Source organism: Kribbella sp. NPDC051620 (assembly GCF_044453825.1).
In the GTDB taxonomy this organism is placed as follows: domain Bacteria; phylum Actinomycetota; class Actinomycetes; order Propionibacteriales; family Kribbellaceae; genus Kribbella.
In genome coordinates this window covers 1,096,681-1,123,179 of the sequence record NZ_JBITDB010000002.1, presented here as the reverse complement: position 1 = coordinate 1,123,179, position 26,499 = coordinate 1,096,681, and the positions used below count along the sequence as shown (strand labels likewise).

Here is a 26,499-nt window from a genome sequence, read left to right as displayed (position 1 = left end):
CGTGCAACGCCGGTTGCTGGATCTGCAGGATCTCGACCTGCAGCTGGATCAGGTCGCGCACAAGCGCAAGTCCTTGCCCGAGCACGCCGCGCTGGCCGAGCTGGCGACGGAGAAGTCGGGCGTCGACCGTGAACTCGTCGCCGCCGACACCGAGGTCGGCGACCTGCGCCGCGAGCAGAAGAAGGCCGACAGCGATGTCGACCAGGTCCGCCAGCGCAAGGCGCGCAACCAGCAGCGGATGGAGTCCGGCCAGGTCACCTCGCCGCGCGACCTGGAGAACCTGCAGCATGAGATCGGCTCGCTCGACCGCCGGATCTCCGACCTGGAGGACGCCGAGCTCGAGGTGATGGAGAAGCTCGAGGCCGCCGAGGTGGTCCAGGCCGACCTGCAGGCCCGCGCGGACGCGTTCGCCGGCCGGCAGGCCGAGCTGGAGGCGACCCGCGACGCCGCGCTGAAGGAGCTCGACGAGCAGCGGGCGAAGTACGGCGAAGAGCGCGCCAAGGTGGTCGCCGAGCTGCCGGACGCCCTGGTCGCGAACTACCAGAAGCTGCGTGAGCGCAACGGTGGCATCGGCGCCGCGCCGCTGGTCGGCAAGCGCTGCATGGGCTGCCGGATGGAGCTGCCGCCGTCGGACCTGAGCGCGATCAAGGCCGCCGCACCCGACTTCGTCCTGCATCACGAGGAGTGCGGCCGGATTCTGGTGCGAACGTCGGAGAGCACCCTGTGAGCAGTGGCCCGTCGCACGTCATCGTCGAGGCCGACGGCGGCTCCCGGGGCAACCCGGGCCCGGCCTCGTACGGCGCGCTGGTGCGTGACCCGCACACCGGTGAGGTGATCGCCCAGGCCGGCGTCACCATCGGGATCGCGACCAACAACGTCGCGGAGTACAGCGGGCTGATCGCCGGGCTGGAGCTGGCCCGGGAGTACGCGCCGGACGCCTCGATCGAGGTCCGGATGGACTCCAAGCTGGTGATCGAGCAGATGGCCGGGCGCTGGAAGATCAAGCACCCGGACATGAAGCCGCTGGCGGTCAAGGCGCAGTCGCTGGCGCCGTTCGGGACCGAGTGGACCTGGGTGCCGCGCGCCCAGAACGCCGCCGCCGATGCGCTCGCCAACATGGCGCTCGACGGCAAGCCGGTGCCGCTGCGCCCGGCTGTGGGGCCCACTGGGGGTCCGACTGCGGGCCCAGCCGGTACTACCGCAGTACCGGCCGAGCCTTCGGACCAGCAGAAGGCCATGCAGGGTTGGGGTGCGCAGACGGAGCCGCCGACCCAGCTGATCTTCCTGCGGCACGGCCAGACGCCGCACACCGTCGAGAAGCGGTTCTCCGGCTCCGGTGGCGACGACCCGGCGCTGAGCGAGCTCGGCCGGCAGCAGGCGGCAGCGGCCGCGCAGTACCTGATGCAGCGTCGGTCGGGTGAGGGTAGCGGCATCGACGCGATCGTCAGCTCTCCGATGGTACGGACGAAGCAGACGGCCGCTGTCGTGGCGGAGGTGCTCGGGCTCGACGTGAAGGTCGAGAAGGGCTGGGTGGAGTGCTCGTTCGGTGACTGGGACGGCCACACCTTCGCCGAGGTGCAGCAGAAGTGGCCGGACGCGCTCAACGACTGGATGGGATCGACCACTGTCGCCCCGCCCGGTGGCGAGTCGTTCGACACCTGCGCCCGCAGGGCCCGGTCCGCGCGCGACGGGCTGCTCGCGGCGTACCCGGGCAAGACGGTACTCGTGGTCACCCACGTGACCCCGATCAAACTGATGGTCCGCTCGGTCCTCCAGGCCCCGATGAACTCGCTGTTCCGGATGGAGCTCGCCCCGGCCACCCTGACCGAGATCCACTGGTACGCCGACGGCCTCGCGTCCCTGAAGTCCTTCAACGTCCAACCCGCACAGTAGTGCGCTGACCGGCGCCGAGGCACGCATCTCCGGCGCCCAGGCAGGCGCCTCGCGGCATTGGAGGGCGGGGCACGATGAACACCGCATCGTGCCCCGCCCTCCGCCTTGCGATCCACCAGCCTGGACACCGGAGCTACGCACCTCAACGCCGGTCAGCGCACTAGTCTGACCCCAGTACCGGGCACGACGGGGTGCCCGGGGGATGGACGGAGTGGTCGCGTGCCGTTGCAAAGGGTGCATTTCGCCGAAGAGGTTCCGGAGGTCTTCCGGACCTCGTTGCAGGCGATCCGGCGGGAGCTCGAGGTGCCGGCGGAGTTCCCGCCCGCGGTGGTCGAGGCGGCGCTTCATGCCGCGGACAACCCGAGGCTGCCGGAGCTGGACCGGACCGAGATCGAGTTCGTCACCATCGATCCGCCGGACTCGATGGACCTCGACCAGGCCGTGCACATCGAGCGGGCCGGCGACGGCTACACGGTGCACTACGCGATCGCCGACGTCGCCGCGTTCGTCCAGCCGGGTGACCCGATCGACGTCGAGGCGCGCAAACGCGGCGAGACGCTCTACGCGCCGGACAAGCGCACCCCGCTGCACCCGCAGGAGCTGTCCGAGGGCGCGGCGTCGCTGCTCCCCGACCAGGTCCGGCCGGCCATCCTGTGGACGATCACGGTCGACGCGTCCGGTGAAGGCACCGATGTGAGCTGCAAGCGCGCGCTGGTGAAGTCCCGCGCCAAGCTCAACTACGCCGGCGTGCAGAAGGACCTCGACGCGGGCACCGCCTCGGAGAGCCTCCAGTTGCTCCGTGAGGTCGGCAAGCTCCGCGAGCAGCGCGAACTCGAGCGCGGCGGCGTCAACCTGCCCATCCCGGACCAGGAGGTCGTCACCTCCGACGGCCAGTGGACGCTGGAGTTCCGCGCGCCGCTGCCGGTCGAGGGCTGGAACGCGCAGATCTCCCTGCTCACCGGAATGGCCGCCGCGCATCTGATGATGTACGGCGAGATCGGCATCCTCCGCACGCTGCCCGAGTCGCACGACGACCTGCGGCGCAAGCTGGAGAACACGGCGAAGGCGCTCAGCATCCCGTGGCCCGTCGGCACGTCGTACGCCGAGTTCATCCACGGCCTCGACCCCAAGGTGCCCGCGCATGCGGCGATGCTGGCGGCCTGCACTGTACTTTTCCGAGGCGCCGGCTACACGTCCTTCTCCGGTGGGGTTCCGGCGCAACCGGAGCACGCCGCGATGAAGTCGGAGTACGCGCACGTCACCGCGCCGCTGCGCCGGCTGGTCGACCGTTGGACGAGTGAGATCTGCGTGGCGTTGTGCGCGGATGCCGAAGTACCGGCCTGGGTGCGCGAGTCGATGGACGAGATCCCGAAGATCATGGAGGAGTGCGACCGCAAGGCGCACGCCTACGAGCGGTCGATCGTCAGCATGGTCGAGGCCGGCCTCGTCGCCGACCAGGTCGGCTCGACCTTCGACGGCGTCATCACCGACGTCGACGACCGCGAACCGACCCGCGGCATCGTCGCGCTCTCCACGCTCGCCATCGAAGGCCGCGTCACCGGTACGGCGGCCCTGCCCCTCGGCCAGCCGGTCCGCGTCAAGCTCACCGAGGCCGACATCGCCAAGCGGACGGTCGCATTCGAGATTCCCTGAGCGGGCGTCGCTGGTTGTGTGCGCCCCCTGTCATTCCTAACTAAGTCTATCCGCGAGGGCCGTTTCTGCGGGCTAGTTATCCACAGGTAGTGCCTGGAGCACGGCTGCGGTTGTTCGGGCCGTGTCTCCGGTGGCGAGTAGGTCCAGCAATCCGCCGCGCAGGACGGCCAGTACTCCGGTACGCCGGGCCTGCGCGGCCTTGCTGTCTTTGCCCGGCTGGACGGACTTGAACAGGTCCAGCCAGTCGTCGACGGTGGAGCGGGCGAAGTCGGACCAGGGGCCGTCAGGGGCGACGAGGGAGCGGCCATAGGCCTCTACCCAGAGTTTCATCAGCGGGCGGCGTTCCTCGGCGGCCAGCCAGGTCCACAGCTCGCGGGCAACCACATCGAGGCCGGGCGGTTCGGAGTACTGGCTGGTGAGCTGTTGCAGGAGTACCAGTTCGTCGCTGCGTGCGCGGGTGAGCAGGGCGCGGATCAGCCCGTCCTTGCTGCCGAACAGAAACAGCAGCACCCGTGGGCTCGAACCGATCGCAGTGGCGAGCGGGCGGAGCGAGAGATCGGCCAGCCCGTGGGTCAGCGAGTACGCGTAGGCGAGCTCGAGCAGTTCGGTCTCCCGGGCGGAGGGGGCTGGTTTCGTGGTGGTCACCCGGCTAGTATCTCCTACTGAAACAGTCGTGTCAGTAGATCGAGGTGAGCAGATGGAGATCAGACGCGCGGATCGGCCGGGGGATCTCGGCTGGGTGGTCCAGGCACACGGTGAGCTGTACGCCGCGGAGTACGGCTGGGGAATGGAGTACGAGGCGCTGGTCGCGCAGATCGTCGCCGACTTCGGCAAGAACTTCGACCCGGCCCGCGAGGCGGCCTGGATCGCGGAGCAGGACGGCGAGCGGATGGGCAGCGTCTTCTGTGTGCGCGGACCGGATGAGTCGACGGCGAAGCTGCGTCTGCTCCTGTTGCATCCGTCTGCGCGGGGCCTTGGCCTCGGCGGCCGGTTGGTCGACACGTGCATGACGTTCGCCCGCGAGACCGGCCACAAGCGGATGGTGCTGTGGACCAACGACCCGTTGGTTGCCGCGCGCCACATCTATCTGGCCCGCGGATTCAAGCTGACGAACGAGGAGCCGCACGACCTGTTCGGCGAGGGCCTGCTGAGCCAGACCTACGAGGCTGACCTCTAGTGGCGGACTCGCGTCATGTCAGGATGCCTGCATGAACACGCACTGGGGGACCGCCGCCGCGGTCGCGTTGACTCTGGCCCTCACGACCACCGCGTGCACCAGCGATGATCGCGCCGACCGATCGCCGGCCCCCACCGTGACCATCACGACCTCCGAAGCGAGGGCGACTGCCTCGGAGGATCCCGGTGCCCAGGCCGTCCCACTGGCCGGTGACGCCCACCTCAAGATCCAGTGGACGCTCGACAAGGGCGTCAACGGCAGCGATCCCGTCGTCGATGTCGGGCGCCGCACCCTTGCGCTGGTCTACCTGGCGACCTTCTCGCCGGCGTGGCGCAGCGACGCGGCGATTCGCAAGGTCAGCGCCGCGCTGACGGCCGGCGACGAGGTGGTGCTCGAGCCGACCCGTTCGACGCGTGCCACCAGCCAGCGCGCCGGGAAGGGCCCGCTGCTGATCACGGTCCAGCCGCCTGAGGTGAACGGCGACACCGCCGTGTTCTGGGCGTGTCTCGACTCCCGTGGAGCCTTCGACCGGGAGCCTCTGCACAAGCTCAACATCGGCACCCTCGCGAGCGTCTCGGTGACCGCGACCGACGGCGTCTGGAAGGCCACCCAGTACAACCTCAAGCCGGAGGACCCGACCAGCGACGACCGCTACTACCAACGCTGCCAGCAGCCCGAATAGCCTCACCCACCACCTCACCGAGCCCGCTTGACTTTGAGCACGCGGCAGGCACGCGAACGCCTTGCCGGCGACTGGTGCGTGCTCAAGGTGGGACGGACGGGATGTCGAGCAGGCGGGGGCGGCTCCGACGTAGCGAGGTCAGGGTCGGCTACGAGGAGGAGTGTCGAGATGGAACTGCCGGAGATCGTGTCTCGGGAGGCGTGGGTGGTGGCGCGGAAGCGGTTGCTGGCTGAGGAGAAGGAGTTCACCAAGCGGCGGGACGAGCTGAACGCGAAACGCCGCCGGTTGCCGATGGTCGAGGTCGCCGAGGAGTACGTCTTCGAGGGACCCGCCGGCGAGGTGCGCCTGGTCGATCTGTTCGAGGGCCGGCAGCAGTTGATCGTCTACCACTTCATGTTCCAGCCCGAGTGGCACGCGGGCTGCCCGAACTGCTCGGGTTTCGCCGATGACATCGGCAGCCTGGACGCGCTCAACGAGAAGAGCACGACCTTCGCGGCGGTGTCGCGGGCGCCGTACGCGAAGATCGCGGCCTTCAAGGAGCGGAAGGGCTGGACCTTCCCCTGGTACTCGTCGGCGGGCAGCAGGTTCAACTATGACTACCACGCGACCCTCGACGAGTCGGTCGTCCCGCTCTCCTACAACTACCGCACGAAGGCCGAGTGGGACGCCTTGCCGAACAACGCCCACGTCCAGGGCCACCAGCCCTTCGACCTCCACGCGATGAGCTGCTTCCTCCGAGTCGGCGACGACGTGCACCACACCTACTCGACGTACGGCCGGGGCACCGACTCCATGGGCTTCACCACGAACGCCATCGATCTCACCGCTCTCGGCCGCCAAGGCCTCTGAGCACGGGAGCGCGATCGGGCCGACCGAGGTCGGCCCGATCGCGTCACAGGCCGCGGGCGAAGTCTGCGATCAGGGTCGGTACTGCGGTGTCGAACCCGGACACGTCGAGCATCCCGCCGTCGTGCGGATCCGCGATCGTCTGGCCGGTCGCCGTCATCGCCACGACGATCAGCCGCGCGTCGATCCCACTGCGTTCCCGGTACTCCCGCAGCGCCTCCGCCGGAGTGATGTCCCCGTGCCAGGTCTCGTTGTCGGTGTAGACGACGAACGTGTCGACCTCGAGCCCCGCCGCGAGCGCATGCCGCATCGGAAGCGCGCAGTCCGTACCTCCGAACGGCAGCTCCGACACCACCCGCACCGCATCCTCGAGCCGCTGCCGCGGACTGATCGCCAACGGAGTCAGCGCCGACCGGTCGTACCGGCTCGCCCGGCTCCGCGGGTCCCCGCTGGTGAATCCGACCACCTGGTACGCCGACTCGGTGGCAGCCGTCACCAGCGCGAGCGCGGCCGACGCCTCCCGGCAGCTCACCGGCAACCCAGACACCGGCTGGGTCATCGATCCGGACACGTCCAGCGCGAGCATCACCCGCTTGCCCGTCGGCTCGATCGCACCGAAGGCCGCGTAGAAGGCGGCATCCAACGCGTCGACGATCGCCCGCGACGGCGCCCACTCCGACGACGCTCCCCGCGTACCCCGGCCGGACGCATAGGTGCGCTGGGCAACCAACACGCTGATCGGGTGGACACGGCCCTTCTTCAGCCGCTCGGGATCGCTGAGCTGCTCGGCCACGCGAGACGTCCAGTGACTACCCAGACCGAACAACCCGAGCCGGGTCAGCCGGGGGAGTTGCCGCAGGAGAGCGGTCTGCGGCAGACCGTTCGACAGCAGCGCCTCCCAGACGGCGGGCTCGTTCAGAAACCGGTCCGGGATCATCTCCCACGAGATGCCCCGGTTGAGCGCGACGATGTCCGCGACCTCGGTGACCGACGACGCGGCCTGGATCCGCTCGAAGGCCACCAGCAACGGCAGCCCGGTGAGCTCGGCCTCGCGGCCGTGGATCCAGTTGAACAGCTCGCGCCGGGCCGGCTCGGTCGTCGCGGGATGCGACAGCCGCAGCAGGTCCGCATGCGTCCAGCCATTGCGCTGCCGGTACTTGAGCGCCTGGTAGGCGACGGTCTCGACCTCGCGGGCAGGATCGACGTACCAGTTGCCGATCGCGCGTCGCGTCCCACGACCCCAACCGCCGAACTGCTGGAGATAGCCGGCGAAGAGAAAGAGATGCGTGCCGGTCCGGGCCACCAGCGGTACTGCGGCAAGCGCCGCCTGCCGCCCGTCGTCGTCACCGAGCTTCGCCGCAGCCGCCAACGCGAACAGCGCGGGCTGTTGCCTCGGCGCGCGCCCGGCAGTCGAGATGGCTAGTACCTCGGCGACGACCTCGGCCGTCCGGGTCCGAGCCAGCTCAAGCACCAGTCGCGCGTTCTCCGCGGTGAGCTCGCGCTCACTGACGTAGTAGGTGCCGCCCGTCGTCCCCAACGTGAGGAAGCGGCGCAACCGCGCCAGGTCGGTCAGCGCGAAGGTTCGCGGTGTGCTGATCAAAGCCAGTGGATCGGTCATTTCCTCTCTCCCCAAGACGTGCCGAAGGCCTGGGTGGACGTGTTGTGCCGACCGGAAGCTGCTCTGCCGCTTGAGCTACATCGGAGGGTGATCCGATGGCGGGACTCGAACCCGCAACCCGCCCATGAGAAGTGGTAACCGATCAACTCCGGCCCACCCAGGCCGTCGTTGCGTCCACAACTGTAGGGCGCGGGGCGGTCCGGACGCCAAGCATTTAAGGGGACTCAGTTGATCAGCGCAACGATCGTCGTACCCGGCTGGAAGGCCCTGCGACGGACCTGGTCGAAGAGGGCGTACATCATCTTGGCTTCGTAGACCCAGTCGAGGATCAGGGTGTGCCGGGCGGTGAAGTCGTCGATGAAGGCGTCCAGCGCAGGGGTGCGCCTGGCGTAGCCGCCGAAGTGGTAGTCGTCGAGGAGGCGCCAGTTGCCGACGCGTTCGCCGAAGGCCGCTTGCTGGAGAGCGACGACGTCGCTTTCCAGGGACGCCTTCAACACAGGTACGCCGATGACGGCTTGCGGGTCGGCGGCGAGGCCGGCCAGGGTGGTGCCGGTGCCGACGGCGCAGAAGAGGGCGTCGTACGGCTCATCGATTTCCGTGAGGATTTCGGTGCAGCCGCGGACGGCAGCAGGATTGGCGCCGCCTTCCGGGACGAGGTGGAAGTCGCCGAATTCTTGGTGCAGGTGCTCCAGTACAGGGGAGCGGTACGTCGTTCGGTCCAGGTAGGTGAGGCGCATTCCGTGGGCGGCGGCGTAGGCGAGGGACGGGTTCAGCGGCAGGTGTTCTTCGCCTCTGACCACGCCGATGGTTGCGAAGCCGTAGTGGTGGCCTGCGGCAGCCACGGCGCGGAGGTGGTTGGAGTAGGCGCCGCCGAAGGTGAGCAGCGTGCCGGCCTCGAGAGCGGGACCGAGGTTGTACTTGAGTTTGCGCCACTTGTTGCCCGGGACCTCGGGGTGGATGAGGTCGTCGCGCTTCAGCAGCACCCGGACGCCGGCGGAATCCAGCCGGTCGTCGTGCAGCTCGGACAGCGGTGAGGGCAGCTGAACGTCGAGCACGCGTCCAAGCTTGGCACGGGTGGTGCGGAAGGGGCTGATCTGTAAGCCGGATCCTGTAATCGGCGACCATCCATCTACGGTGACCGTTGCCGGGCACCTCTAGCAGCCTACCCGTGAGCTCGGACGGGCAGCCCTCGAACGCTCACGCGGACGACGGTTGCCCGTCGCCCTTCTTGGCCTTGCTCCACGTGGGGTTTACCTAGCCTCCGCAGTCGCCTGCGGAGCTGGTGGTCTCTTACACCACCGTTTCACCCTCACCCGCACCTGAATGAACCACGGGGTCCATCCAGGCCGCTGGCGGTCTGTTCTCTGTGGCACTGTCCCGCGGGTTGCCCCGGGTGGGCGTTACCCACCACGTTGCCCTGTGGAGTCCGGACTTTCCTCGGCGCCCACCGTTGCCGGTGAACGACGCGGTCGCCCGATCAGCCCCTTCCACCCTCAGGATAGGGCCTGCGCGCCCACTTCCGGCCATCGACCGTCGGCGGCCCGCTCGTACGGGCGCACGTCGACCACCGCGTCCAGGTTCAGCGGACCGTACAGGTGCGGGAACGAGATGCCGATCGCGTCCAGATCCTCGTCGCACAGGGCCGAGACCAGCAGCGAGGTGTCGATGACGAGCAGGCACAGCGGCTCGGTCACGTCGGCGTAGAAGGAGTTCGCGACCGCGGCGACCTGGTCCGGCCGGGAGCAGTGGATGAAGGTCGCGCCGTCGTCGAGCGACTTGCCCCGGGTGGAGATCCGGTAGCTGCCGGCCCGCCGGGCCGCTTCCCACTCCGCGACGAAGGCCAAATGCAGGATCAAAGCCATGCGCAGAGGTTAGCGGTCAGCCTGTTCCGGAACCAGTAGCCCCTTGACAGCGCAGCGTGAGCACAGAAAGATCCGATGTCTACCGGTGATCCTCTCCGCCCCCAGGTCGCCGGTCCGCTCCATCTCCAGGAGAGATCCGATGAACGACCTCCTGCGATCCCGCCTGCCACAAAACCTGCCGAAGGTCCGCCCAAAACTCCTGTCCAGGGTCCTGCCCAGACTGCTGCTGGTGACAGCAGTCGTCGCCGGATCACTGGTCGCCGGCGGCCCGGCAACGGCACTACCAACGGCCGGTACGACGGCCTGGCAGAACGGCTCCTTCGTCGTCGACCGGCCGAACCTGGTCCGTCGCTCCGACATCATCCTCGGCCGCGCCAACCCGGCGCCGACCGAATCACTCCCACTGGGCAACGGCGCCCTCGGAGCGGCGGTCTGGTCCGCCGGCGGGTTCACCGCCCAACTCAACCGCACGGACACCTTCCCCGACCGCAAGTCGCTCGGCCAGGTCGTCATCCCCGGTCTGTCCCGGATGACGAGCGCCGCCGACTTCACCGGCCGGCTCGACCTGTACGACGGGATGCTCCGCCAAAGTGGTGGCGGCATGACCATGACCGCGTTCATCCGCGCGGACACCCAGCAACTGGTCGTCGACGTCACCGGCGCCGACCCCAACGCCACCCAGACCGCCCAGGTCAAACTCTGGACCGGCCGCAACCCGACCGCCCGCGCGTCAGGCGCTGTCGCCGCACTCGCCGAGACCTGGGTCGACAACAACGGCGCCGGCGCCTCCGGCCGGACCTTCGGCTCACTCGCCGGTATCACCGTCGGCGGCCGCAACGTCGCCGGCTCGGCCCCGAACAACCTCACCGCTCAGGTCGCCTTCCAGCCCAACACCGACGGCTCGTTCCGGGTCGTCGTCGCCGCGCCGACCTGGACCGGTGGCGACTCGATCGCCACCACGAACGCGGTACTGAACGGCGCCGCCACCCGGCCCGCGAACGAAGTACGGGACGCGCATCTGCAGTGGTGGCACAACTACTGGAACCAGGCCGGCCTGATCAAGATCAGCTCGGCCGACGGGACCGGCGACTACGTCGAGAACCTGCGGACGATCTTCCTGTACGCGAGCGCGGCCCAGAGCCGGGGCGTGCTGCCGGGATCGCAGGCTGGGGTCGCCGACCTGTTCACCTTCTCGCAGGACAAGCGCGACTGGTATCCGGCCGGCTACTGGTTCTGGAATCTCCGCATGCAAGTCGCAGCCAACGTGTCGGCCGGGGTGCCGAGTCTGAACGACCCGATGTTCCGCCTGTACCAGGACAACGTCGACGCGATCGCGGCCTGGACCAGCGCGCACATGCCCGGCCGAACGGGTCTGTGCGTTCCGGAGACGATGCGCTTCAACGGCAACGGCACCTACAACGGCGGTACGGACAACTCGTCCTGCGACTCGACCATCACCCCGCAGTGGAACTCCCTCAACGTCACGACGGGAGCGGAGGTCGGGCTGTGGGTCTGGGAGCACTACCGGATGACCGACGACCAGGCCTTCCTGCAGTCGCATTACCCGTTGATCAAGGGTGCCGCGCAGTTCCTGCTCTCGCACGCGACAACGGGCTCGGACGGCAAGCTGCACACGAGGTCGAATGCTCACGAGACCCAGTGGGACGTCACCGATCCGACCACCGACATCGCGGCGATGCAGGCCTTCTTCCCGATCGCGGTGAAGGCGGCGCAAACGCTCAACGTCGATGCGGCGCTGGTCAGTCAGCTCAACGCGGCGATCCCGAAGATCCAGACGTTGCCGCGGACCGACACGGCGACGCAGACCCAGTTGCTGACTCCGGCGAACGACGCAGGTAGCAACACCATGATCGGCCCGTCTACCCAGCCGGCAGCGCAGCGGCGCAACAGCGAGAACATCGGCCTGGAAGCGGTCTGGCCGTTCAACCTGATCGGTGACAGCGGATCGATGACGGCGCTGGCGCGGCGTACCTACGCGTCCCGCAGCTACGTCAACAGCAACTCGTGGAGCTACGACTCACTGCATGCCGCGCGGCTCGGGCTGCCGACCGAGATGAAGACGGCGTTGCTGGCGGCGATCAGGCAGTTCCAGGTGTACCCGTCCGGGATGGCGAGTTTCACCGCCCAGCCGGCGCAAGAGCCGTACATCGAGCAGTCCGGCGTACTCGCGGCAACCGTGCCCGAAGCGCTCGCCACGGACTACGACGGCGTACTGCGCATCGCCCCGTCCTGGCCGGCGGACTGGTCCGGCGAAGGAACCGTTGCTATCGGCCACAAATCGCGCGTCCATGTCCAGATCGCGAACGGCAGCCCCACCACGGTCGCCATCTCGTCGGGCGCGAACCAGCAACTCGTCGTACGAAGTCCCTGGCCCGGCCAGAGCGTGACGGTGCTGGACGGTCAGACGCGTGCCACGGTGGTCGGTCCGCAGGCCAACGCCACCTTCACGATCCCGGCGCAGTCCGGTAAGTCCTACCTGGTCGAGAAGACCGGGACCGCCGTACAGCCGTTCCAAGCCCTGACCGGTACGCCGGCCATGGCTGCCCGTCGTTGGGACAAGGCGACCATCGGCTTGCCTAAGGCGACCTCGGGCACCGGGACGATCAGCCTCAAGGCGCGGGCCAACGGCAAGTACGTCACCGCCGGCACCGGGACGCCGCTGATCGCGGACAGTACGACGAACGGCACGGCGCAGCAGTACGAGATGACCGACCTCGGCGGCGGCAATGTGTCGCTCCGGGCCAAGGCCAACAACCTCCTGGTGGCAGCGGACAACGCGGGCGCCGCGCCGTTGCTGGCCAAGAACCAGGCGGTCGGCTCCTGGGAGACCTTCCAGCTGATCCGCAACGGGGACGGCACGGTCAGCTTCCGGGCCACGGTCAACAACAAGCTCGTCTGCGCCGACAACGCCGGTGCCGCCCCACTGATCGCCAACAGAGACGCGATCGGCCCGTGGGAACAATTCGACTTGATCAACAACTGAGGAGTACCACCGATATGAAGAAGAAAGGCGTCCGGCGGCTCTCGTTGCTGATCACCGCCGCACTGACCGCAGCACTCGGCCTCAGCGTCACGACAGCCCAGGCCGGATCCACCATCCCGCCCGGCGACTATCAGCAGGTATCACTCGCGAGCGGGTCGGGTGAGCTCGGCGAGGCGATGTCGCTGGCGATCCTGCCCGACCGATCCGTCGTCCACACGGCCCGGGACGGAACAGTACGGATCACCGACGCCGCCGGTACGACGACCGTGGCCGGCCGGCTCAACGTCTACACCCACGACGAGGAAGGCCTGCAAGGCGTCGCGGTCGACCCCAACTTCGCCACCAACCGCTTCATCTACCTGTACTACTCACCGCGACTCTCCACCCCCGACGGTGACGCGCCGACCGACGGCACCCAGGCCGACTGGGACCGGTTCAAGGGCGAACTGCACCTGTCGAGGTTCATCCTGAAGACCGACAAGACGCTCGACCTGGCCAGCGAGAAGGTGGTGCTCGCGGTCCAGAACGACCGTGGCCAGTGCTGCCACGTCGGCGGCGATCTCGACTTCGATGCCGCTGGCAACCTTTATCTGACCACCGGCGACGACAGCAACCCGTTCCAGTCGGACAGCTACACGCCGATCGACGAGCGGACCACCCGCAACCCGCAGTTCGACGCGCAACGCACCGCGGGCAACACGAACGACCTGCGTGGCAAGCTGCTCCGGATCAAGCCCCAGCCGGACGGCAGCTACACGATCCCGAGCGGCAACCTGTTCGCGCCGGGCACGGCGCAGACCCGGCCGGAGATCTACGCGATGGGCTTCCGCAACCCGTTCCGGATGAGTGTCGACAAGCCGACCGGCATCGTCTACCTCGGCGACTACGGACCGGACGCGGGCTCCACGAACCCGAACCGCGGCCCGAACGGCCAGGTCGAGTTCGACCGGATCACCGCACCGGGCAACTACGGCTGGCCGTACTGCACCGGCACCAACACGAGCGCCGAGACGTACAACGACTTCCAGTTCCCGAGCGGCCCGTCCGGCGCGAAGTTCGACTGTGCCGGTGGCGTCACCAACAACTCCTTCCGCAACACCGGCCAGACCAAGCTGCTGCCGGCCAAACCGTCCTGGATCCGGTACGGCGGTGACGCCGGCACCCCGCCCGAGTTCGGCAACGGCGGCTCCGAGTCCCCGATGGGCGGCCCGGTCTACCGCTTCGACCCGAACCTCAACTCGGCGACGAAGTTCCCGCAGTCGCTCGACGGCCGGTACTTCGCCGGCGAACTCGGCCGGCAGTGGATCAAGGCCATCGAGGTGACCTCGAGTGGAGGTGTCGGCGACATCGGCGCGTTCCCCTGGACCGGCACCCAGGTGATGGACATGGCCTTCGGTCCGGAGGGCGCGCTCTACGTGCTCGACTACGGCACGGGCTCCAACAACCAGGCGCTGTGGCGGATCGACTACAAGGGCAGCGCCAACCGCAATCCGATCGCCAAAGCAGCCGGTACGCCGACCTCCGGCGGCAGACCACTCACCGTCGCCTTCTCGTCGGCGGGGAGCTCGGACCCCGAGGGCGGCGCGCTGACGTATCGGTGGACCTTCGGCGACGGCGGTACGTCGACGCAGGCCAACCCGTCGTACACGTACAACACGGCCGGCAACTTCACGGCGACGTTGACCGTGACCGATCCGGCCGGGCTGACGGGGTCGGCGAACGTCGCGATCAGTGTGGGCAACACGGCTCCGTCGGTGACCCTGCAGACGCCGGCCGACGGGCAGTTGTTCTCCTTCGGCGACACCGTGCCGTTCCAGGTGAACGTGTCGGATCCGGAGGACGGCACGATCGACTGCAGCCGGGTGAAGGTCACGTATCTCCTCGGTCATGACGTGCACCAGCACCAGATCACCTCCAAGAACGGGTGCAGTGGGTCGATCGCAGTACCGATCGATGGTGAGCACGACCCGGCGGCCAACGTTTACGGCGTCTTCGACGCGGAGTACACGGACAACGGGGGGCTCACCACGCACAGCGTGCGGAAGCTGCAGCCGCGCCACCGGCAGGCCGAGCACTTCGGGGCGCAGCAGGGCATTCAGCTGGCCGACCACGCTCCGGCCGAAGGCGGCAAGACCGTCGGGTTCGTCGACAACGGGGACTGGATCTCGTTCACGCCGTACGTCGTGGGCAACGCGACGTCGGTGAGCGCGCGGGTGTCGTCGGGTGGTGTCGGCGGGACGATCGAGGTCCGGGCCGGATCGGCGACCGGGACGCTGATGGGCACCATGACGGTGGCGCCGACGGGTGGCTGGGAGACGTTCGCCACCGTGTCGGCCAACCTTGCCAACAAGCCGGCCGGGACGACGACGCTGTTCTTCGTCTTCAAGGGAGTGACGGGGCAGGGCAACCTGTTCGACCTCGACGCCTTCACGTTCGCGACCTCGGGGTCCACTGGCACCACGGCTGAGGGCGAGGCGTTCACGTCGCAGTCCGGAGTACAGGTTGCCGCGCACAACGGCGCCAATGGCGGTCAGACGCTCGGGTACATCGACAACGGTGACTGGGCGGGGTACTCGCAGGTGAGCACGGCGGGCAAGACAAGCTTCAGTGCGCGGATTTCTTCGGGCGGTCCCGGCGGCACGCTGCAGGTGCGGTCGGGTTCGCAGACGGGGACGTTGCTCGGGTCTGTCGCAGTACCGGCGACGGGTGGCTGGGAGAACTTCCAGACGGTCTCCACTGCTTTGACGGGCAATGTCAGTGGGCCGTTGTTCTTGAGCTTCACCGGCGGATCCGGGTCGCTCTTCGACGTCGACACCTTCACCATCTCGTGAACAGGACACAACAATGACTACTTTTACGCGTCGTGAAGGCCTGGTCGGCGGTGCGCTGCTGCTGGTCGGCAGTGCCATCGGCTGGCAACCTCTGACCGCCTCCGCTGCTGCTCCGTATCAAGTGCTCGTGTTCAGCAAGACGGCCGGCTTCCGGCATGACTCGATCCCGGCCGGCATCCAGGCCATCCGGGATCTGGGGGCCGCGAACGGATTCACTGTCACCGCGACCGAGGACAGTGCTGTTTTCAACACGTCGCAGCTGGCGGCGTACAAGGCGGTCGTCTTCTTGAGTACGACCGGCGACGTTCTGAACGCGACGCAGCAGACGGCGTTCGAGACGTACATCAACGGCGGAGGGGGATACGTCGGGGTGCACGCGGCCGCGGACACGGAGTACGACTGGCCGTACTACGGGACGCTGGTCGGCGCCTGGTTCCACAGCCACCCGGCGATCCAGCAGGTGACCGCGAGGGTCGAGGACCGGACGCATCTGTCGACTTCGCATCTCGGCACGACCTGGGTCCGTACGGACGAGCTGTACAACTACCGCACCAACCCCAGGCCGAATGTGCACGTGCTGATCAACCTCGACGAGTCCACCTACACCGGCGGCAACATGGGCGATCACCCGATCGCCTGGTACCACGCGCAGGGCTCCGGCCGGTCGTTCTACACGGGCTTCGGGCACACCATCGAGTCGTACTCCGATCAGGCGTTCCGCAAGCACCTGCTCGGCGGCATCCAGTACGCCGCCGGCGTCGGCGCTACGCCACCGGTGACGTCGATCGAGGGGGAGGCGTTCACCTCGCAGTCCGGCGTACAGGTTGCTGGGCATGGCGGAGCTAGTGGTGGTCAGACGCTCGGGTACATCGACAACGGTGACTGGGCCGGCTATTCCCAGGTCAACACAGCCGGCAAGACCAGCTTCTCCGCCCGCATCTCCTCAGGCGGCGCCGGCGGCACGATCCGGATCCGCTCGGGCTCGGCGACCGGCACCGTACTGGGCACTGTGGCGGTGCCGGTGACTGGTGGATGGGACAACTTCCAAACCGTGTCGACGACGCTCAGCGGGTCGGGCAGCGGTCCGTTGTTCCTGACCTTCAGCGGCGGCTCAGGCGCATTGTTCGACATCGACACATTCACCCTCAGCTAGCCGTCGTCAGCGCCCGGGGCCTTGCTCCGGGCGCTGATAGGTTTTCGCGCATGGTTACCCCTGAACAGGCTCCGGAGACCGCGGCGAGTACGGCGGGCGTGAAGACCGGACCGGTTGACGACTTGGTCAGTACGCAGCACACGCTCACGGCTGGGCGGCGGAAGCTGAAGTACACGGCGACCACCGGGCGGGTGGTGCTGCGGCAAGAGGTGGTGACCGACGGGAAGTCCGATGGACACGTGCCCAAGGCCGAGGTGTTCCTGACGGCGTACACGCTGGATGACGCCGATCCGGGGAGCCGGCCGGTGACGTTCGCGTTCAACGGCGGGCCGGGGTCGTCGAGCATCTGGCTGCATCTCGGGCTGCTCGGGCCGCGCCGGGTGGTGTCCGGCGACGCGGGTGAGCTCGCGCCGCCGCCGTACGGGCTGGTGGACAACGCGGAGACACTGCTGAAGGACAGCGACCTCGTCTTCATCGACCCGGTCTCGACTGGCTACTCGCGTGCTGTCGAGGGGGAGAAGCCGGGCGACTACCACGGCTTCACGGCCGACCTGGAGTCCGTCGGCGAGGTGATCCGGCTGTGGACGTCGCGCAACGGGCGCTGGATGTCGCCGAAGTTCCTGGCGGGGGAGTCGTACGGGACGACGCGCGCCGCCGGGCTGGCCGCGCATCTGCAGGACCGGCACGGGATGTACCTGAACGGGGTCATGCTGATCTCGGCGGTACTGGAGTTCGGCACGCTCGAGTTCGGGCCGGGCAACGACCTGCCGTACACGATGTTCCTGCCGTCGTACGCCGCGGCGGCGCACTACCACGGGCTGATCCCGGACCAGTCGCTGGAAGAGGTGCTCGCCGACGCGGAGCGGTTCGCGGCCGGGCGCTATCCGAATGCGCTTGCTCAGGGCAACCGTATTCCGGAGGACTTCCGCGGCGAGGTGGTCGGCCGGTTGGCTGCGCTGACCGGGCTGTCGGAGGACTACCTCGACCGGGTGAATCTGCGGGTCGAGCACACCCGGTTCTTCGCCGAGCTGTTGCGCTCGCGGCGGCAGGTGGTCGGGCGGCTGGACGCGCGGTTCACCGGCTGGGACCCGGACTCGGCCGGCGAGACGTCCACGGACGACCCGTCGTTCCGGGCGATCATCGGGCCGTACACGGCGGCCCTGAACCACTACCTGCACGCGGAGCTCGAGTACCACAACGACCTTCCGTACGAGTTCCTCAGCAGCCAGGCGGCGAAGGACTGGTCGTACAAGGAGTTCGAGAACAACCACGTCAACGTCGCGGACAAGCTGGCCGAGGCGATGCGGGCGAACCCGCACCTCAAGGTGCACGTCGCGTCGGGCTACTACGACTGCGCGACGCCGTACTTCGCCACCCGGTACACGCTCGGCCGGTTGCGGATTCCGGCGGAACTTCAGGACAACATCGAACTTTGCGACTACCCGGCGGGTCACATGATGTACGTGCACGAACCGACCCGGCGACAGCAGTCCAAGGACCTGGCCGCCTTCATCAAGGGAGCCAGCAACCGATGACCGAACCCGCACCGGAAACCACTTACCTGACGCTCCCGGCCGATGGTGGTGGTCCGGTGCTGCCGGTTGAGGTCAGCGCTACGACAACGCGGTACCTGGAGCTGATCGACCAGGCGCTGCCGGAGCAGGTCACCGGCCTGTACCTGACCGGCTCGATCCCGCTCGGCGACTACCGGCGGGGGTTCAGTGACATCGACGCGGTGGTCGTCGTCGCCTCGCCGTTGACCGATGTGGAGGTGGTGCGCGCTGTACATAAGCAGTTGCCGTCGTCACCTGCTTTCGACGTCACGTACCTGACCGCCGCCGACCTCGCCGTCGCGCCGGACGCCACGAAGCCGGTCGTCTTCACCCTCGACGGCGAGTTCAAGCAAGAACCGTCCGGCGGTCCGGTGTCGCCGGTCCTGTGGTCCGAGCTGGCTCGTCAGTCCACCGCTCTTCGCTCGGTGCCCGACCTGGTGGTACACGACGACCAGGAGGCACTCGAAGCATTCACCCGAGCCAACCTCACGTCGTACTGGGCCGGCCGCTTCGACGCCCTGGAGTCCGCCTTCGCCGACCACCCGGACGACGAGGTCGTCGACGCCTGGATCCTCCCGTGGGTCATGCTCGGCGTCCCCCGCCTCCACGCACTCCTTGCCACCGGCAACATCATCTCGAAGACCGGCGCCGGCGAACACGCCCTGATCGCCTTCCCCGAATGGTCCCCGCTACTCCACCGCTGCCTCGACCACCGAGCCGGCAAACCCGAAACCTTCACCGTCACCGACGCCAGATCCGCCGTCCCGTACGGCCGCAAGGTCATCACCACAGCCCTCGCCCTGTAGATGCTCTACCTCCGCGAGCCGGCCCCCATCGCCGTCATCCCACCACCACCAGGCGTCGTACTCCGACCGCCGTCCCCAACCGACGCTGACGCACTCGGCCGCCTGTACTACGAGGCCTACAACCCACCCGTCGTCGAGAACGAAGCAGCCGCCATCAAAGACATCCACCTGACCTTCGAAGGCACCTACGGCCGTCTGAGCCTAGAAGGCAGCCGTCTCGCCTTCACCGATGTCGAGATGATCGGCGCTGTGCTCGTCGTCGACCGTGCACCGTGGCCGGGCACGCCCGACTGCCCGTTCATCATCGAGGCGTTCACCTCACCCGCCTGGCGCCGCAAAGGCCTCGCCAGCGCCCTCCTCACCGAGTGCATGGCGCAGTCCCCTGGGCACTTCGCACTGAACGTCCTGCCGGACAACACAGCTGCCCTGAAGCTGTACGAAGTACTGGGCTTTCAACCCGGATAGATCCGGAAGCCTTCGAAGGTGCGGTGGTCGAAGGACCTGTAGAAATCGCCGGCGTCGTCGGTGACCAGGTCCATCCGCTGGGCACCGGTGAGCGGGAACGCGTATTCGACGAGCTCGCGGCCGATGCCTTTGCGCCGGTAGCGCTCGTGCACAGCCATCATCGAGAGGTACGCCGCCAGGTGGCCGTCGCTCAGTGCGTAGGCGAAGCCGATGACGAGTTCGCCGTCGAGGGCGACGACGCTTGTCACGCCGGGGGCTGTGAGGACCGCGTGGGCGCGTTCAGGGTCGGCAGGGAGGGTGGGCCAGCCCTCGGCCTCGCAGAGGGCGAGCACGCCGGCGAGGTGCGCTTGCTCGTACTGCTTGACGGTCACGGCAGGGTTAGGACTTCGGCGCCGGTTTCGGTGACGAGGAGGGTGTGTTCGAACTGGGCGGTGCGGGACTTGTCCTTGGTGGTGGCGGTCCAGCCGTCGGCCCAGAGGTCGTAGTCGTAGGAGCCCAGGGTGAGCATCGGCTCGATGGTGAACGTCATGCCGGGCTCGATCACGTCGTCGAACCGCTCGTCGTCGTAGTGCGGGATGATCAGGCCGGAGTGGAAGGCGGTGGCGATGCCGTGGCCGGTGAAGTCGCGGACGACGCCGTAGCCGAAGCGCTTCGCGTACGACTCGATCACCCGGCCGATGATGCTGACCTGGCGGCCCGGCTTGACCGCCTTGATGCCGCGGTTCAGCGCCTCGCGGGTGCGCTCGACCAGCAGCCGGCTCTCCTCGTCGACGTCGCCGACCAGGAACGTCGCGTTGGTGTCACCGTGCACGCCGTCGAGGAACGCGGTGATGTCGACGTTGACGATGTCGCCGTCCTCGAGCGGACGGTCGTCGGGGATGCCGTGGCAGATCACCTCGTTGACCGAGGTGCACAACGACTTCGGGTAGTTGCGGTAGCCGAGCGTCGACGGATACGCGCCGCGCTCCACCAGATACTCGTGGCCGACCCGGTCGAGCTCGTCGGTGCTGACCCCGGGCTTCGCGGCCGCGCCGACTGCTTGCAGCGCCTGCGCGGCGAGTTTGCTCGCCACCCGCATCTTCTCGACCAGTTCGGGCGACGTCACATAAGAACCGTCGTACGGCGTCGGCGCGGGCTTGCCGACGTACTCCGGGCGGGGAATGGAGGCGGGTACCGGACGGCGAGGCGAGATGGTGCCAGGAGTGAGAAGCGACATGGTGAGATCATTCTAGTGAGCCGTTAAAACACCTCAGGAGGTGGTCAGCCCGTTATGAGCGACGATCACAGCAACGAGTGGTACTACAACACCAAGACCGGCAAGGTCGAGCCGTACCAGGGCGAGAAGTCCGGCGACCGGCTGGGACCGTACAGCTCTCCGGAGGAAGCCGCCCGGGCGCTGGAGAAGGTCCAGGAACGCAACGAGGCCTGGGACAACGACCCCAACTGGAACGACGACTGAACCACCGCCTGCACAGATGACCGAGGGGCACCACCGTTCACGAACGGTGGTGCCCCTCGGCCTTACTGCTGGATCGATCAGGCCTTCTTCGCGGCGGCCTTCCGCGCCGGTGCCTTCCGCGCCGTCGTCGCCCGCTTGGCGACAGCGGTGCGCGCGGGCGCCTTCTTGGCGGCAACCTTGCGGGCCGGAGCCTTCTTCGCGGCGACCTTCCGGACCGGAGCCTTCTTGGCGGCGACCTTCTTCGCGGGAGCCTTCTTCGCGACAGTCTTCTTCGCCGGCGCCTTCTTGGCCACGGTCTTCTTGGCCGGGGCCTTCTTCGCAACGGTCTTCTTCGCGACCGTCTTCTTGGCGACCGTCTTCTTCGCGGTCACCTTCTTGGCGGGAGCCTTCTTCGCGACCGTCTTCTTGGCGGTCACCTTCTTCGCCGGAGCCTTCTTGGCCACGGTCTTCTTGGCGACTGTCTTCTTCGCCGGCGTCTTCTTCGCGGCGACCTTCTTGGCCGGTGCCTTCTTCGCCGCTGTCACCTTCTTCGCCGTCGTCTTCTTCGCAGCGGTGACCTTGCGTGCGGTCGTCGTCTTCGCTGCACTGGCCTTCTTGGCGACGGTCTTCTTGGCGGGAGAAGCCTTTTTGGCTGTCGCCTTCCCTGCGGCTGCCTTTGTGGCTGGCACTCTGCCTCCTTGGTGCGCTGAGGAAAACCACGGTGGATTCCTCGTCGTCCTGATGATGACAACACTTGTGCCATTCGTAAAGCACCCGAAAGGTCTGCACGTTAAGGCGTCCCGGAGCCGGTCGGGAGAGAAATGTCTGAAAACCCTTGCAGAGTTGGGTTTTCACCGTGGCAGTAGGCTGCCGGACAGCGGCAAAGAAATGTTGGCGACACGCGCGTGAAGTTGCCGCCGAAGTGCCGATTCGCGCTGCTTTCGGCACAGTGTTGTCATCGGCAACGTCTACTCGAGAGACCTACGAACAGGGGTGTGAACAGATGCGGGACGACCTCGGAACGGTGGTCGACGTACCGTCGCGAGTGCGTCGGGTGGTGAGCATCGTGCCGTCGTTGACGGAGGCGATCGCGACCACGCACGCAACACTTCTGGTCGGTGCGACGGACTGGTGCACGCATCCCGCGGAGCTCGACGTGACCCGTGTTCGCGGCACCAAGAATCCTGATCTCGAGCTCATTCGCGAGCTCGCGCCGGATGTCGTCGTCGCGAATGAAGAAGAGAATCGGCCGGCCGATCTCGACGCGTTGCGCAGCGCCGGACTGGCCGTCTGGGTGACCGCGCCGACGACCGTCGAGCAATCACTGAACTCGCTCGAGCGAATGCTCGGCGCGGTCGTCGGAGAAGTGCCGCGGTGGCTGACCCAAGCGCGTGAAGTGTGGCGCCCGCCGTACGCCGGACCGCGCCGGCGAGCTCTCATTCCGATCTGGCGGCGGCCGTGGATGGCGTTGGGCCGGGACACCTTCGCGGGTGATCTGCTGCAAAGACTCGGGGTCGACAATGTGCTCGCACAATCGCCCGAGCGCTATCCGAAGATCGACCTGGCCGACGTACCGGAGTACGACCTGGTGGTGCTTCCGGATGAGCCTTATGCGTTTTCGCCGGAGGACGGACCGGAGGCATTCGAGCGGCCGGCGTTCACCGTCAGCGGGCGGCACCTGACCTGGTACGGACCGTCACTGGTCGAGGCCCGGGCGCTGCTGACCGAACAACTGGCGTGACCTGCGACACGATTGCTGAGATCTCAGGTAGACGGTTAGGGAAGCCTCACCTACGCTTACCGGGTGCCGTCGATGACCGCGAAGAAGAAGTGCTGCAAGGACAAGCCGAGGTGCAAGAAGTGCCCGGTGGTCCTCAAGCGGCTGGCTGATGCCGGCTGCGCGGAGCGCCTCGACCTGCGTCACTACATCGTGGACAAGAAGCTCAAGAAGAAGGTCCTCAAGGCCGCTCGCGCCCGCTGAGGTCTGCGAACCGCAGGCGGCCGCTGAGGTCTACGACGCCTCGCGGTACCGGATCGCCTCCACCGCCCGCCGGATCAGGTCGGGAATGGTGACGTGTGCCGCCTGGCCGGTCGCCTCGAGCTCGTCGGCATGCCACCAGCCGTGCGCGCTGATCGTCTCCAGCTCGAGCTGCTCCTGATTCGCGAAGCTCACCTCGACCGCGTCGACGCCGACCGCGAAGAAGGTCTGGTGCTGGATGATCGGGCAGCCGCCCCACTCGAACTCGATCGTGTTCGTCGCCACCGGCGCACCGAGCTGCTCGGCCGGCCAGACGATGCCGACCTCCTCGCGCAGTTCGCGGATGCCGGCCTGCTCGACCGTCTCACCCGCCTCGACGCCGCCGCCGATCGTGAACCAGTACGGCGTCTGCGGTTTCAGCGGATCCCAGCCATGCAGCAGCAGCACCTTGCCGTCCGGGCGGACAGGCAGGACGCGGGCCGTCGTACGCCGGACGACGGTGCCGGGCGGTGGCAGGCGGGATTCGGTCACACCTCAAAACGCTAGACGACACAGCCGGTACTACGACGCGTCGCGCGGCGCGTCTCGTCAGGTCGTCCCACTTGCGGTGACACGGCAACGGCTGTTGATTCGTGGTGAGAGCATCGAGACATGACCGCACCCATCGGCCTCGGACTCGCTGCCCTCGGGCGGCCGGGGTACATCAATCTCGGCCACGACCAGGACCTTCCGCGAGGTCGTGCGGTCGACGACCTTCGCCGCCTGACGCATGAGCTGCTCGAACAGGCTTGGCAGGCGGGTGTCCGGTACTTCGACGCGGCGCGCTCGTATGGTTTGGCCGAGTCGTTCCTGGGGGAGTGGCTGACGCCGGAGCGACGCAGCCAGCTCACCCTCGGATCGAAGTGGGGCTACACCTACGTCGCTGATTGGCGGCACGACGCCGACACCCACGAGGTGAAGGACCACTCGCTCGGCACTTTCGAACGCCAGTGGCCCGAGACGTTGCACGCGTTGGGTGGTCCGCCGGACTTCTACCTGGTGCACAGCCTGACGTCCGACAGCCCCGCACTCGACGACCCGAAACTGCTGGACCGCCTCCGTGAGCTCGCAGACACCGGCGTACGGGTCGGCCTGTCAACCAGTGGCCCGCACCAAGCCGAGACGTTGCGCAAGGCACTCTCTCTCGAAACACCTTTCACTGCGGTCCAGTCCACTTGGAACGTGCTCGAGTCGTCGGTAGGTCCTGCGCTGGCGGAAGCGCATGAGGCCGGCTGGTTCGTGGTGGTGAAGGAAGCGGTTGCCAACGGCCGCCTCACAGCCAAGGCCGGCGAAACACCTTTCAACGTCTTCGCCGAGAAGCACGGCGTCGCCCCTGACGCCCTCGCCATCGGTGTTGCAGCCGCCCAGCCCTGGGCCGACATCGTCCTCAGCGGCGCGACAACCGCCGAACAACTCAAGAGCAACCTCGCGCCCGTAGTACAAGGGCCACTGAACGAGTTCGTCCAGGAGCCCTACGAGTACTGGTCGGAGCGCTCAGCTCTGCCTTGGATCTAGTCCGGTGTGATGGGCAGCGAACGCCAGCCGGTCGGCCCATTCGGTGGCGATCGCGGCGGACGCGCGCCCTGGCCCGTGGCCGACTCGGCGCTGCACTCGGAGTAGTACGGGCTCGTCGGCCGCCTGCGCCCGCTGCATGGTCGCGGTGAACTTGTAGCTGTGCAGCGGTACGACGATCTCGTCGTGATCGCTGGTCTGGACCAGAGTCGCCGGGTACGCCGTACCGTCGCGCAGGTTGTGCAGTGGCGAGTAGGCCAGCAGGTACCGCGCTTGCTCGGGATCCTCAGGCGAACCGATCTCAGGGATCCAAGCCCGGCCGATCGTGAAGAGATGGAAGCGCAGCATGTCCATCACGCCTGCGCTCGGCAGCGCCGCCGCGAACAGGTCCGGCCGTTGCGTGAGCATCGCGCCGACGAGCAGCCCACCACCGCTGTGCCCATGGATCGCGAGCTGGGACCGCGTCGTCACACCGGTCTCCTGGAGATGCTCGGCCACCGCGATGCAGTCGTCGAAGGTGTTCTGCTTGCGGTCCAGGCGGCCGGCGTCATGCCACTCGGCGCCGAACTCGCCGCCACCGCGCAGGTTGGCGATCACCAGTACTCCGCCCGCCGCAAGCCAGGCGGGCCAGCCGGGTCGATAGTCAGCCAGCTGGGATGAGTTGAATCCGCCGTACCCGTAGAGCAGCGTCGGCCGCGGCTGGTCGTGATCCAGGTCCTGCCGACTGATCAGGAAGTACGGGACCTCTCGGTCGACGGTCTTCCGCCGCAGGACGGTGATGTCCGGTGGTACGAAGCCATCGCGGTCCTCGCGGGCTGTTCGGCTGAGTTCTCCGCTGGAGTAGTGGATCAGCGCGAGCTCGGTGGGCGTGGTCGTGGACGACAGCCCGACGAGGATCTCCTCCCGGTCGGACGCGCAGTCGATCGCGGTGATGGCACTGCCGGTCAGTTGGAGGGTGGTGCGGGTGCCATCGGCGCGATGGATCTGGAGCTGCGGCTGGACGTCGACCAGAGCCACCGTCAGCACGCCGTCGCCGGCCGCGTGGACCGCGGTGAGTGGATGAGGCCCCTGCGGAACGAGGTCGGTGAACGCCGGATCGTCGAGCGTGCAGGTGACGATCCGGCCGCGGGGCGCGTCCAGGTCGGTCCAGAGCACCAAGCGGTCGCCGGAGATCCGGACGAAGCGGGTGTTGGCAACTGCCTGGTCGATCAGCCGGACCGGTTCGCCGAGGGTGCTCGTGCCGTTCGCGGTGCGGACCGGGTAGACCCACAGACGCTTCCGCTGATCGGTCGATTCATTGAGCTGGGCCATCAGTTGCCCGCCGTCGTGGGACAGCTTCAGCTCGACCACGGACGTCGTCTCGAGTACCACCGGATCGGCGGACTGCGGAGTGCCGAGTCGATGCAGGCGCAGCCGGCCGCCGATCGTGTCGGTGTCGTGCAGGTACAGGTACGACGTGTTGTCCGGCAGCCAGGTGACCGCGGAGTACTTGCCGTCGGCGACCACATCGTCGAGCTCGGCGCCGGTGGACAGCTCGATCGTGCGGTAGCGGAGTCGCGGGTTGCCGTCGGTCAACGTGCCGTAGGTCAGGTACCGGCCGTCCGCGCTGACGCTGAAGTTGTCGACCGACTGCGAACCGTCCATCGCGTTCGGATCGACGACGACCCGCCCGCCGTCGAGCAGTTCCCGCAACGAACGGGCCGCGTGCAGGACGTCATGCTGCTGGCTGCCGTCGTTGCGCAGGACGAGATACCAACCCGCCCGGTACTGCGGTACGCCTGTTCGCGGCGACGCCAGGATCGCCCGCATCGTCCGGGTGAACCACGAATGCTCGGGCAACTCGGTCAGGTACTTCGACGACCGGTCGTCCTGCTCGCGGACCCAGTCCTCCGCGTCGGTCTCCAGCCAGCGGTGCGGATCGGCGATCGTCATGCCGACCAGGCTAGCCCGCCGCGTGGGCGGACCAGCCTCGATTGTCTGTCGGCAGAA

General features: G+C 67.7%; 25 protein-coding genes and 1 other RNA gene. 16 read left to right on the top strand and 10 right to left on the bottom strand.

All coding sequences use genetic code 11. The features are described from left to right. Nucleotide 1: 1 nt before the first annotated feature. From ACIA12_RS12440 to ACIA12_RS12430, 3 genes are all read left to right on the top strand, one after another. Complete coding sequence (locus tag ACIA12_RS12440; RefSeq protein WP_396367021.1) at nucleotides 2-727, top strand: zinc ribbon domain-containing protein; 726 nt, start codon at nucleotides 2-4, stop codon at nucleotides 725-727. Further along, the gene (locus ACIA12_RS12435; RefSeq protein WP_396367020.1) at nucleotides 724-1,893 is read left to right on the top strand and encodes a bifunctional RNase H/acid phosphatase; all 1,170 of its coding nucleotides are present in this window, start codon (nucleotides 724-726) and stop codon (nucleotides 1,891-1,893) included. The genes ACIA12_RS12440 and ACIA12_RS12435 overlap by 4 nt, the downstream gene beginning before the upstream one ends. Before the next feature lie 219 nt (nucleotides 1,894-2,112). Next, entirely contained in the window at nucleotides 2,113-3,546 is a 1,434-nt protein-coding gene (locus tag ACIA12_RS12430) for an RNB domain-containing ribonuclease (RefSeq protein ID WP_396367019.1), read from the top strand. A gap of 72 nt (nucleotides 3,547-3,618) precedes the next feature. On the opposite strand, the gene ACIA12_RS12425 is transcribed toward ACIA12_RS12430, so the two are convergent. After that, nucleotides 3,619-4,191: a TetR/AcrR family transcriptional regulator gene (locus tag ACIA12_RS12425; protein ID WP_396367018.1), complete on the bottom strand. Its 573-nt coding sequence runs from the start codon at nucleotides 4,189-4,191 to the stop codon at nucleotides 3,619-3,621. Between the two features lie 52 nt (nucleotides 4,192-4,243). Here ACIA12_RS12425 and ACIA12_RS12420 point away from each other — a divergent pair, with 52 nt between their 5' ends. The 3 genes from ACIA12_RS12420 (at nucleotide 4,244) to ACIA12_RS12410 (ending at nucleotide 6,254) form a co-directional block, all read left to right on the top strand. Further along, a complete protein-coding gene (locus ACIA12_RS12420) occupies nucleotides 4,244-4,723 on the top strand; it encodes a GNAT family N-acetyltransferase (protein WP_396367017.1) in 480 nt (159 codons plus the stop codon). Nucleotides 4,724-4,754: 31 nt separating this feature from the next. After that, nucleotides 4,755-5,405 carry a hypothetical protein gene (locus tag ACIA12_RS12415; RefSeq protein ID WP_396367016.1) on the top strand — a complete coding sequence of 217 codons (651 nt, stop codon included), beginning with the start codon at nucleotides 4,755-4,757 and terminating at the stop codon, nucleotides 5,403-5,405. A 168-nt stretch (nucleotides 5,406-5,573) separates the two neighbouring features. After that, nucleotides 5,574-6,254, top strand: a complete 681-nt coding sequence (locus ACIA12_RS12410; protein WP_396367015.1) for a DUF899 domain-containing protein — start codon at nucleotides 5,574-5,576, stop codon at nucleotides 6,252-6,254. 43 nt (nucleotides 6,255-6,297) lie between these two features. Here the strand turns inward: ACIA12_RS12410 and ACIA12_RS12405 are convergent, their stop codons facing one another. The 4 genes from ACIA12_RS12405 to ACIA12_RS12390 all read right to left on the bottom strand — a co-directional run bounded on the left by ACIA12_RS12405 (nucleotide 6,298) and on the right by ACIA12_RS12390 (nucleotide 9,731). After that, complete coding sequence (locus ACIA12_RS12405) at nucleotides 6,298-7,869, bottom strand: TROVE domain-containing protein (RefSeq protein WP_396367014.1); 1,572 nt, start codon at nucleotides 7,867-7,869, stop codon at nucleotides 6,298-6,300. 224 nt (nucleotides 7,870-8,093) lie between these two features. Further along, entirely contained in the window at nucleotides 8,094-8,924 is an 831-nt protein-coding gene (locus tag ACIA12_RS12400; RefSeq protein ID WP_396367013.1) for a 1-aminocyclopropane-1-carboxylate deaminase/D-cysteine desulfhydrase, read from the bottom strand. A 26-nt stretch (nucleotides 8,925-8,950) separates the two neighbouring features. Beyond that, nucleotides 8,951-9,354: RNase P RNA component class A (rnpB, locus tag ACIA12_RS12395), an RNA gene on the bottom strand. A gap of 8 nt (nucleotides 9,355-9,362) precedes the next feature. Then, complete coding sequence (locus tag ACIA12_RS12390) at nucleotides 9,363-9,731, bottom strand: DUF952 domain-containing protein (protein ID WP_396367012.1); 369 nt, start codon at nucleotides 9,729-9,731, stop codon at nucleotides 9,363-9,365. A gap of 139 nt (nucleotides 9,732-9,870) precedes the next feature. Here ACIA12_RS12390 and ACIA12_RS12385 point away from each other — a divergent pair, with 139 nt between their 5' ends. The 6 genes from ACIA12_RS12385 to ACIA12_RS12360 are packed head-to-tail and all read left to right on the top strand — an operon-like array spanning nucleotide 9,871 to nucleotide 19,543. Then, nucleotides 9,871-12,735 (top strand): fascin domain-containing protein, encoded by a 2,865-nt coding sequence (locus ACIA12_RS12385; RefSeq protein ID WP_396367011.1) that lies wholly within the window; start codon nucleotides 9,871-9,873, stop codon nucleotides 12,733-12,735. 14 nt (nucleotides 12,736-12,749) lie between these two features. Then, on the top strand, nucleotides 12,750-15,566 hold the full coding sequence (locus tag ACIA12_RS12380; protein ID WP_396367010.1) for a carbohydrate-binding protein: 2,817 nt from the start codon (nucleotides 12,750-12,752) through the stop codon (nucleotides 15,564-15,566). 13 nt (nucleotides 15,567-15,579) lie between these two features. Then, complete coding sequence (locus ACIA12_RS12375; protein ID WP_396367009.1) at nucleotides 15,580-16,719, top strand: ThuA domain-containing protein; 1,140 nt, start codon at nucleotides 15,580-15,582, stop codon at nucleotides 16,717-16,719. Between the two features lie 50 nt (nucleotides 16,720-16,769). Then, nucleotides 16,770-18,254, top strand: coding sequence for a S10 family peptidase (locus ACIA12_RS12370; RefSeq protein ID WP_396367008.1), 1,485 nt, complete (start codon nucleotides 16,770-16,772; stop codon nucleotides 18,252-18,254). Then, nucleotides 18,251-19,078: a nucleotidyltransferase domain-containing protein gene (locus ACIA12_RS12365; RefSeq protein WP_396367007.1), complete on the top strand. Its 828-nt coding sequence runs from the start codon at nucleotides 18,251-18,253 to the stop codon at nucleotides 19,076-19,078. The genes ACIA12_RS12370 and ACIA12_RS12365 overlap by 4 nt, the downstream gene beginning before the upstream one ends. Then, nucleotides 19,079-19,543, top strand: a complete 465-nt coding sequence (locus tag ACIA12_RS12360) for a GNAT family N-acetyltransferase (protein WP_396367006.1) — start codon at nucleotides 19,079-19,081, stop codon at nucleotides 19,541-19,543. It abuts the gene before it with no gap. Here the strand turns inward: ACIA12_RS12360 and ACIA12_RS12355 are convergent. Both ACIA12_RS12355 and map read right to left on the bottom strand, forming a co-directional pair. Next, nucleotides 19,531-19,914 carry a GNAT family N-acetyltransferase gene (locus tag ACIA12_RS12355; protein ID WP_396367005.1) on the bottom strand — a complete coding sequence of 128 codons (384 nt, stop codon included), beginning with the start codon at nucleotides 19,912-19,914 and terminating at the stop codon, nucleotides 19,531-19,533. The genes ACIA12_RS12360 and ACIA12_RS12355 overlap by 13 nt on opposite strands. Continuing rightward, nucleotides 19,911-20,759 (bottom strand): type I methionyl aminopeptidase, encoded by an 849-nt coding sequence (gene map, locus ACIA12_RS12350; protein WP_396367004.1) that lies wholly within the window; start codon nucleotides 20,757-20,759, stop codon nucleotides 19,911-19,913. The genes ACIA12_RS12355 and map overlap by 4 nt, the downstream gene beginning before the upstream one ends. Nucleotides 20,760-20,813: 54 nt before the next feature. Between map and ACIA12_RS12345 the strand changes: the two genes are divergently transcribed. Continuing rightward, nucleotides 20,814-21,002 carry a hypothetical protein gene (locus ACIA12_RS12345; RefSeq protein ID WP_343981372.1) on the top strand — a complete coding sequence of 63 codons (189 nt, stop codon included), beginning with the start codon at nucleotides 20,814-20,816 and terminating at the stop codon, nucleotides 21,000-21,002. 77 nt (nucleotides 21,003-21,079) lie between these two features. On the opposite strand, the gene ACIA12_RS12340 is transcribed toward ACIA12_RS12345, so the two are convergent. Next, nucleotides 21,080-21,670 carry a histone H1-like repetitive region-containing protein gene (locus ACIA12_RS12340; protein WP_396367003.1) on the bottom strand — a complete coding sequence of 197 codons (591 nt, stop codon included), beginning with the start codon at nucleotides 21,668-21,670 and terminating at the stop codon, nucleotides 21,080-21,082. A gap of 314 nt (nucleotides 21,671-21,984) precedes the next feature. On the opposite strand from ACIA12_RS12340, the gene ACIA12_RS12335 reads away from it, so the two are divergent. Then, nucleotides 21,985-22,722, top strand: coding sequence for a helical backbone metal receptor (locus ACIA12_RS12335; RefSeq protein WP_396367002.1), 738 nt, complete (start codon nucleotides 21,985-21,987; stop codon nucleotides 22,720-22,722). 63 nt (nucleotides 22,723-22,785) lie between these two features. Then, nucleotides 22,786-22,962, top strand: coding sequence for a hypothetical protein (locus tag ACIA12_RS12330; RefSeq protein ID WP_396367167.1), 177 nt, complete (start codon nucleotides 22,786-22,788; stop codon nucleotides 22,960-22,962). 30 nt (nucleotides 22,963-22,992) lie between these two features. On the opposite strand, the gene ACIA12_RS12325 is transcribed toward ACIA12_RS12330, so the two are convergent. Then, nucleotides 22,993-23,490, bottom strand: a complete 498-nt coding sequence (locus ACIA12_RS12325) for an NUDIX hydrolase (RefSeq protein ID WP_396367001.1) — start codon at nucleotides 23,488-23,490, stop codon at nucleotides 22,993-22,995. Nucleotides 23,491-23,610: 120 nt separating this feature from the next. Here ACIA12_RS12325 and ACIA12_RS12320 point away from each other — a divergent pair, with 120 nt between their 5' ends. Continuing rightward, nucleotides 23,611-24,513 carry an aldo/keto reductase gene (locus ACIA12_RS12320; protein WP_396367000.1) on the top strand — a complete coding sequence of 301 codons (903 nt, stop codon included), beginning with the start codon at nucleotides 23,611-23,613 and terminating at the stop codon, nucleotides 24,511-24,513. Here ACIA12_RS12320 and ACIA12_RS12315 read toward each other — a convergent pair. Continuing rightward, nucleotides 24,493-26,484, bottom strand: coding sequence for a prolyl oligopeptidase family protein (locus ACIA12_RS12315; RefSeq protein WP_396367164.1), 1,992 nt, complete (start codon nucleotides 26,482-26,484; stop codon nucleotides 24,493-24,495). The two genes, ACIA12_RS12320 and ACIA12_RS12315, sit on opposite strands and share 21 nt — an antisense overlap. Nucleotides 26,485-26,499: the final 15 nt, after the last annotated feature.

What these genes read in the sequence shown, in the direction of transcription:
- ACIA12_RS12370 (WP_396367008.1), top strand. Translation starts at nt 16,770, where the DNA reads ATGGTTACCCCTGAACAGGCTCCGGAGACCGCGGCGAGTACGGCGGGC.
- ACIA12_RS12335 (WP_396367002.1), top strand. Translation starts at nt 21,985, where the DNA reads ATGCGGGACGACCTCGGAACGGTGGTCGACGTACCGTCGCGAGTGCGT.
- ACIA12_RS12380 (WP_396367010.1), top strand. Translation starts at nt 12,750, where the DNA reads ATGAAGAAGAAAGGCGTCCGGCGGCTCTCGTTGCTGATCACCGCCGCA.
- ACIA12_RS12420 (WP_396367017.1), top strand. Translation starts at nt 4,244, where the DNA reads ATGGAGATCAGACGCGCGGATCGGCCGGGGGATCTCGGCTGGGTGGTC.
- map (WP_396367004.1), bottom strand. Translation starts at nt 20,759, where the DNA reads ATGTCGCTTCTCACTCCTGGCACCATCTCGCCTCGCCGTCCGGTACCC.
- ACIA12_RS12320 (WP_396367000.1), top strand. Translation starts at nt 23,611, where the DNA reads ATGACCGCACCCATCGGCCTCGGACTCGCTGCCCTCGGGCGGCCGGGG.
- ACIA12_RS12390 (WP_396367012.1), bottom strand. Translation starts at nt 9,731, where the DNA reads ATGGCTTTGATCCTGCATTTGGCCTTCGTCGCGGAGTGGGAAGCGGCC.
- ACIA12_RS12410 (WP_396367015.1), top strand. Translation starts at nt 5,574, where the DNA reads ATGGAACTGCCGGAGATCGTGTCTCGGGAGGCGTGGGTGGTGGCGCGG.
- ACIA12_RS12365 (WP_396367007.1), top strand. Translation starts at nt 18,251, where the DNA reads ATGACCGAACCCGCACCGGAAACCACTTACCTGACGCTCCCGGCCGAT.
- ACIA12_RS12360 (WP_396367006.1), top strand. Translation starts at nt 19,079, where the DNA reads ATGCTCTACCTCCGCGAGCCGGCCCCCATCGCCGTCATCCCACCACCA.
- ACIA12_RS12385 (WP_396367011.1), top strand. Translation starts at nt 9,871, where the DNA reads ATGAACGACCTCCTGCGATCCCGCCTGCCACAAAACCTGCCGAAGGTC.
- ACIA12_RS12345 (WP_343981372.1), top strand. Translation starts at nt 20,814, where the DNA reads ATGAGCGACGATCACAGCAACGAGTGGTACTACAACACCAAGACCGGC.
- ACIA12_RS12415 (WP_396367016.1), top strand. Translation starts at nt 4,755, where the DNA reads ATGAACACGCACTGGGGGACCGCCGCCGCGGTCGCGTTGACTCTGGCC.
- ACIA12_RS12405 (WP_396367014.1), bottom strand. Translation starts at nt 7,869, where the DNA reads ATGACCGATCCACTGGCTTTGATCAGCACACCGCGAACCTTCGCGCTG.
- ACIA12_RS12375 (WP_396367009.1), top strand. Translation starts at nt 15,580, where the DNA reads ATGACTACTTTTACGCGTCGTGAAGGCCTGGTCGGCGGTGCGCTGCTG.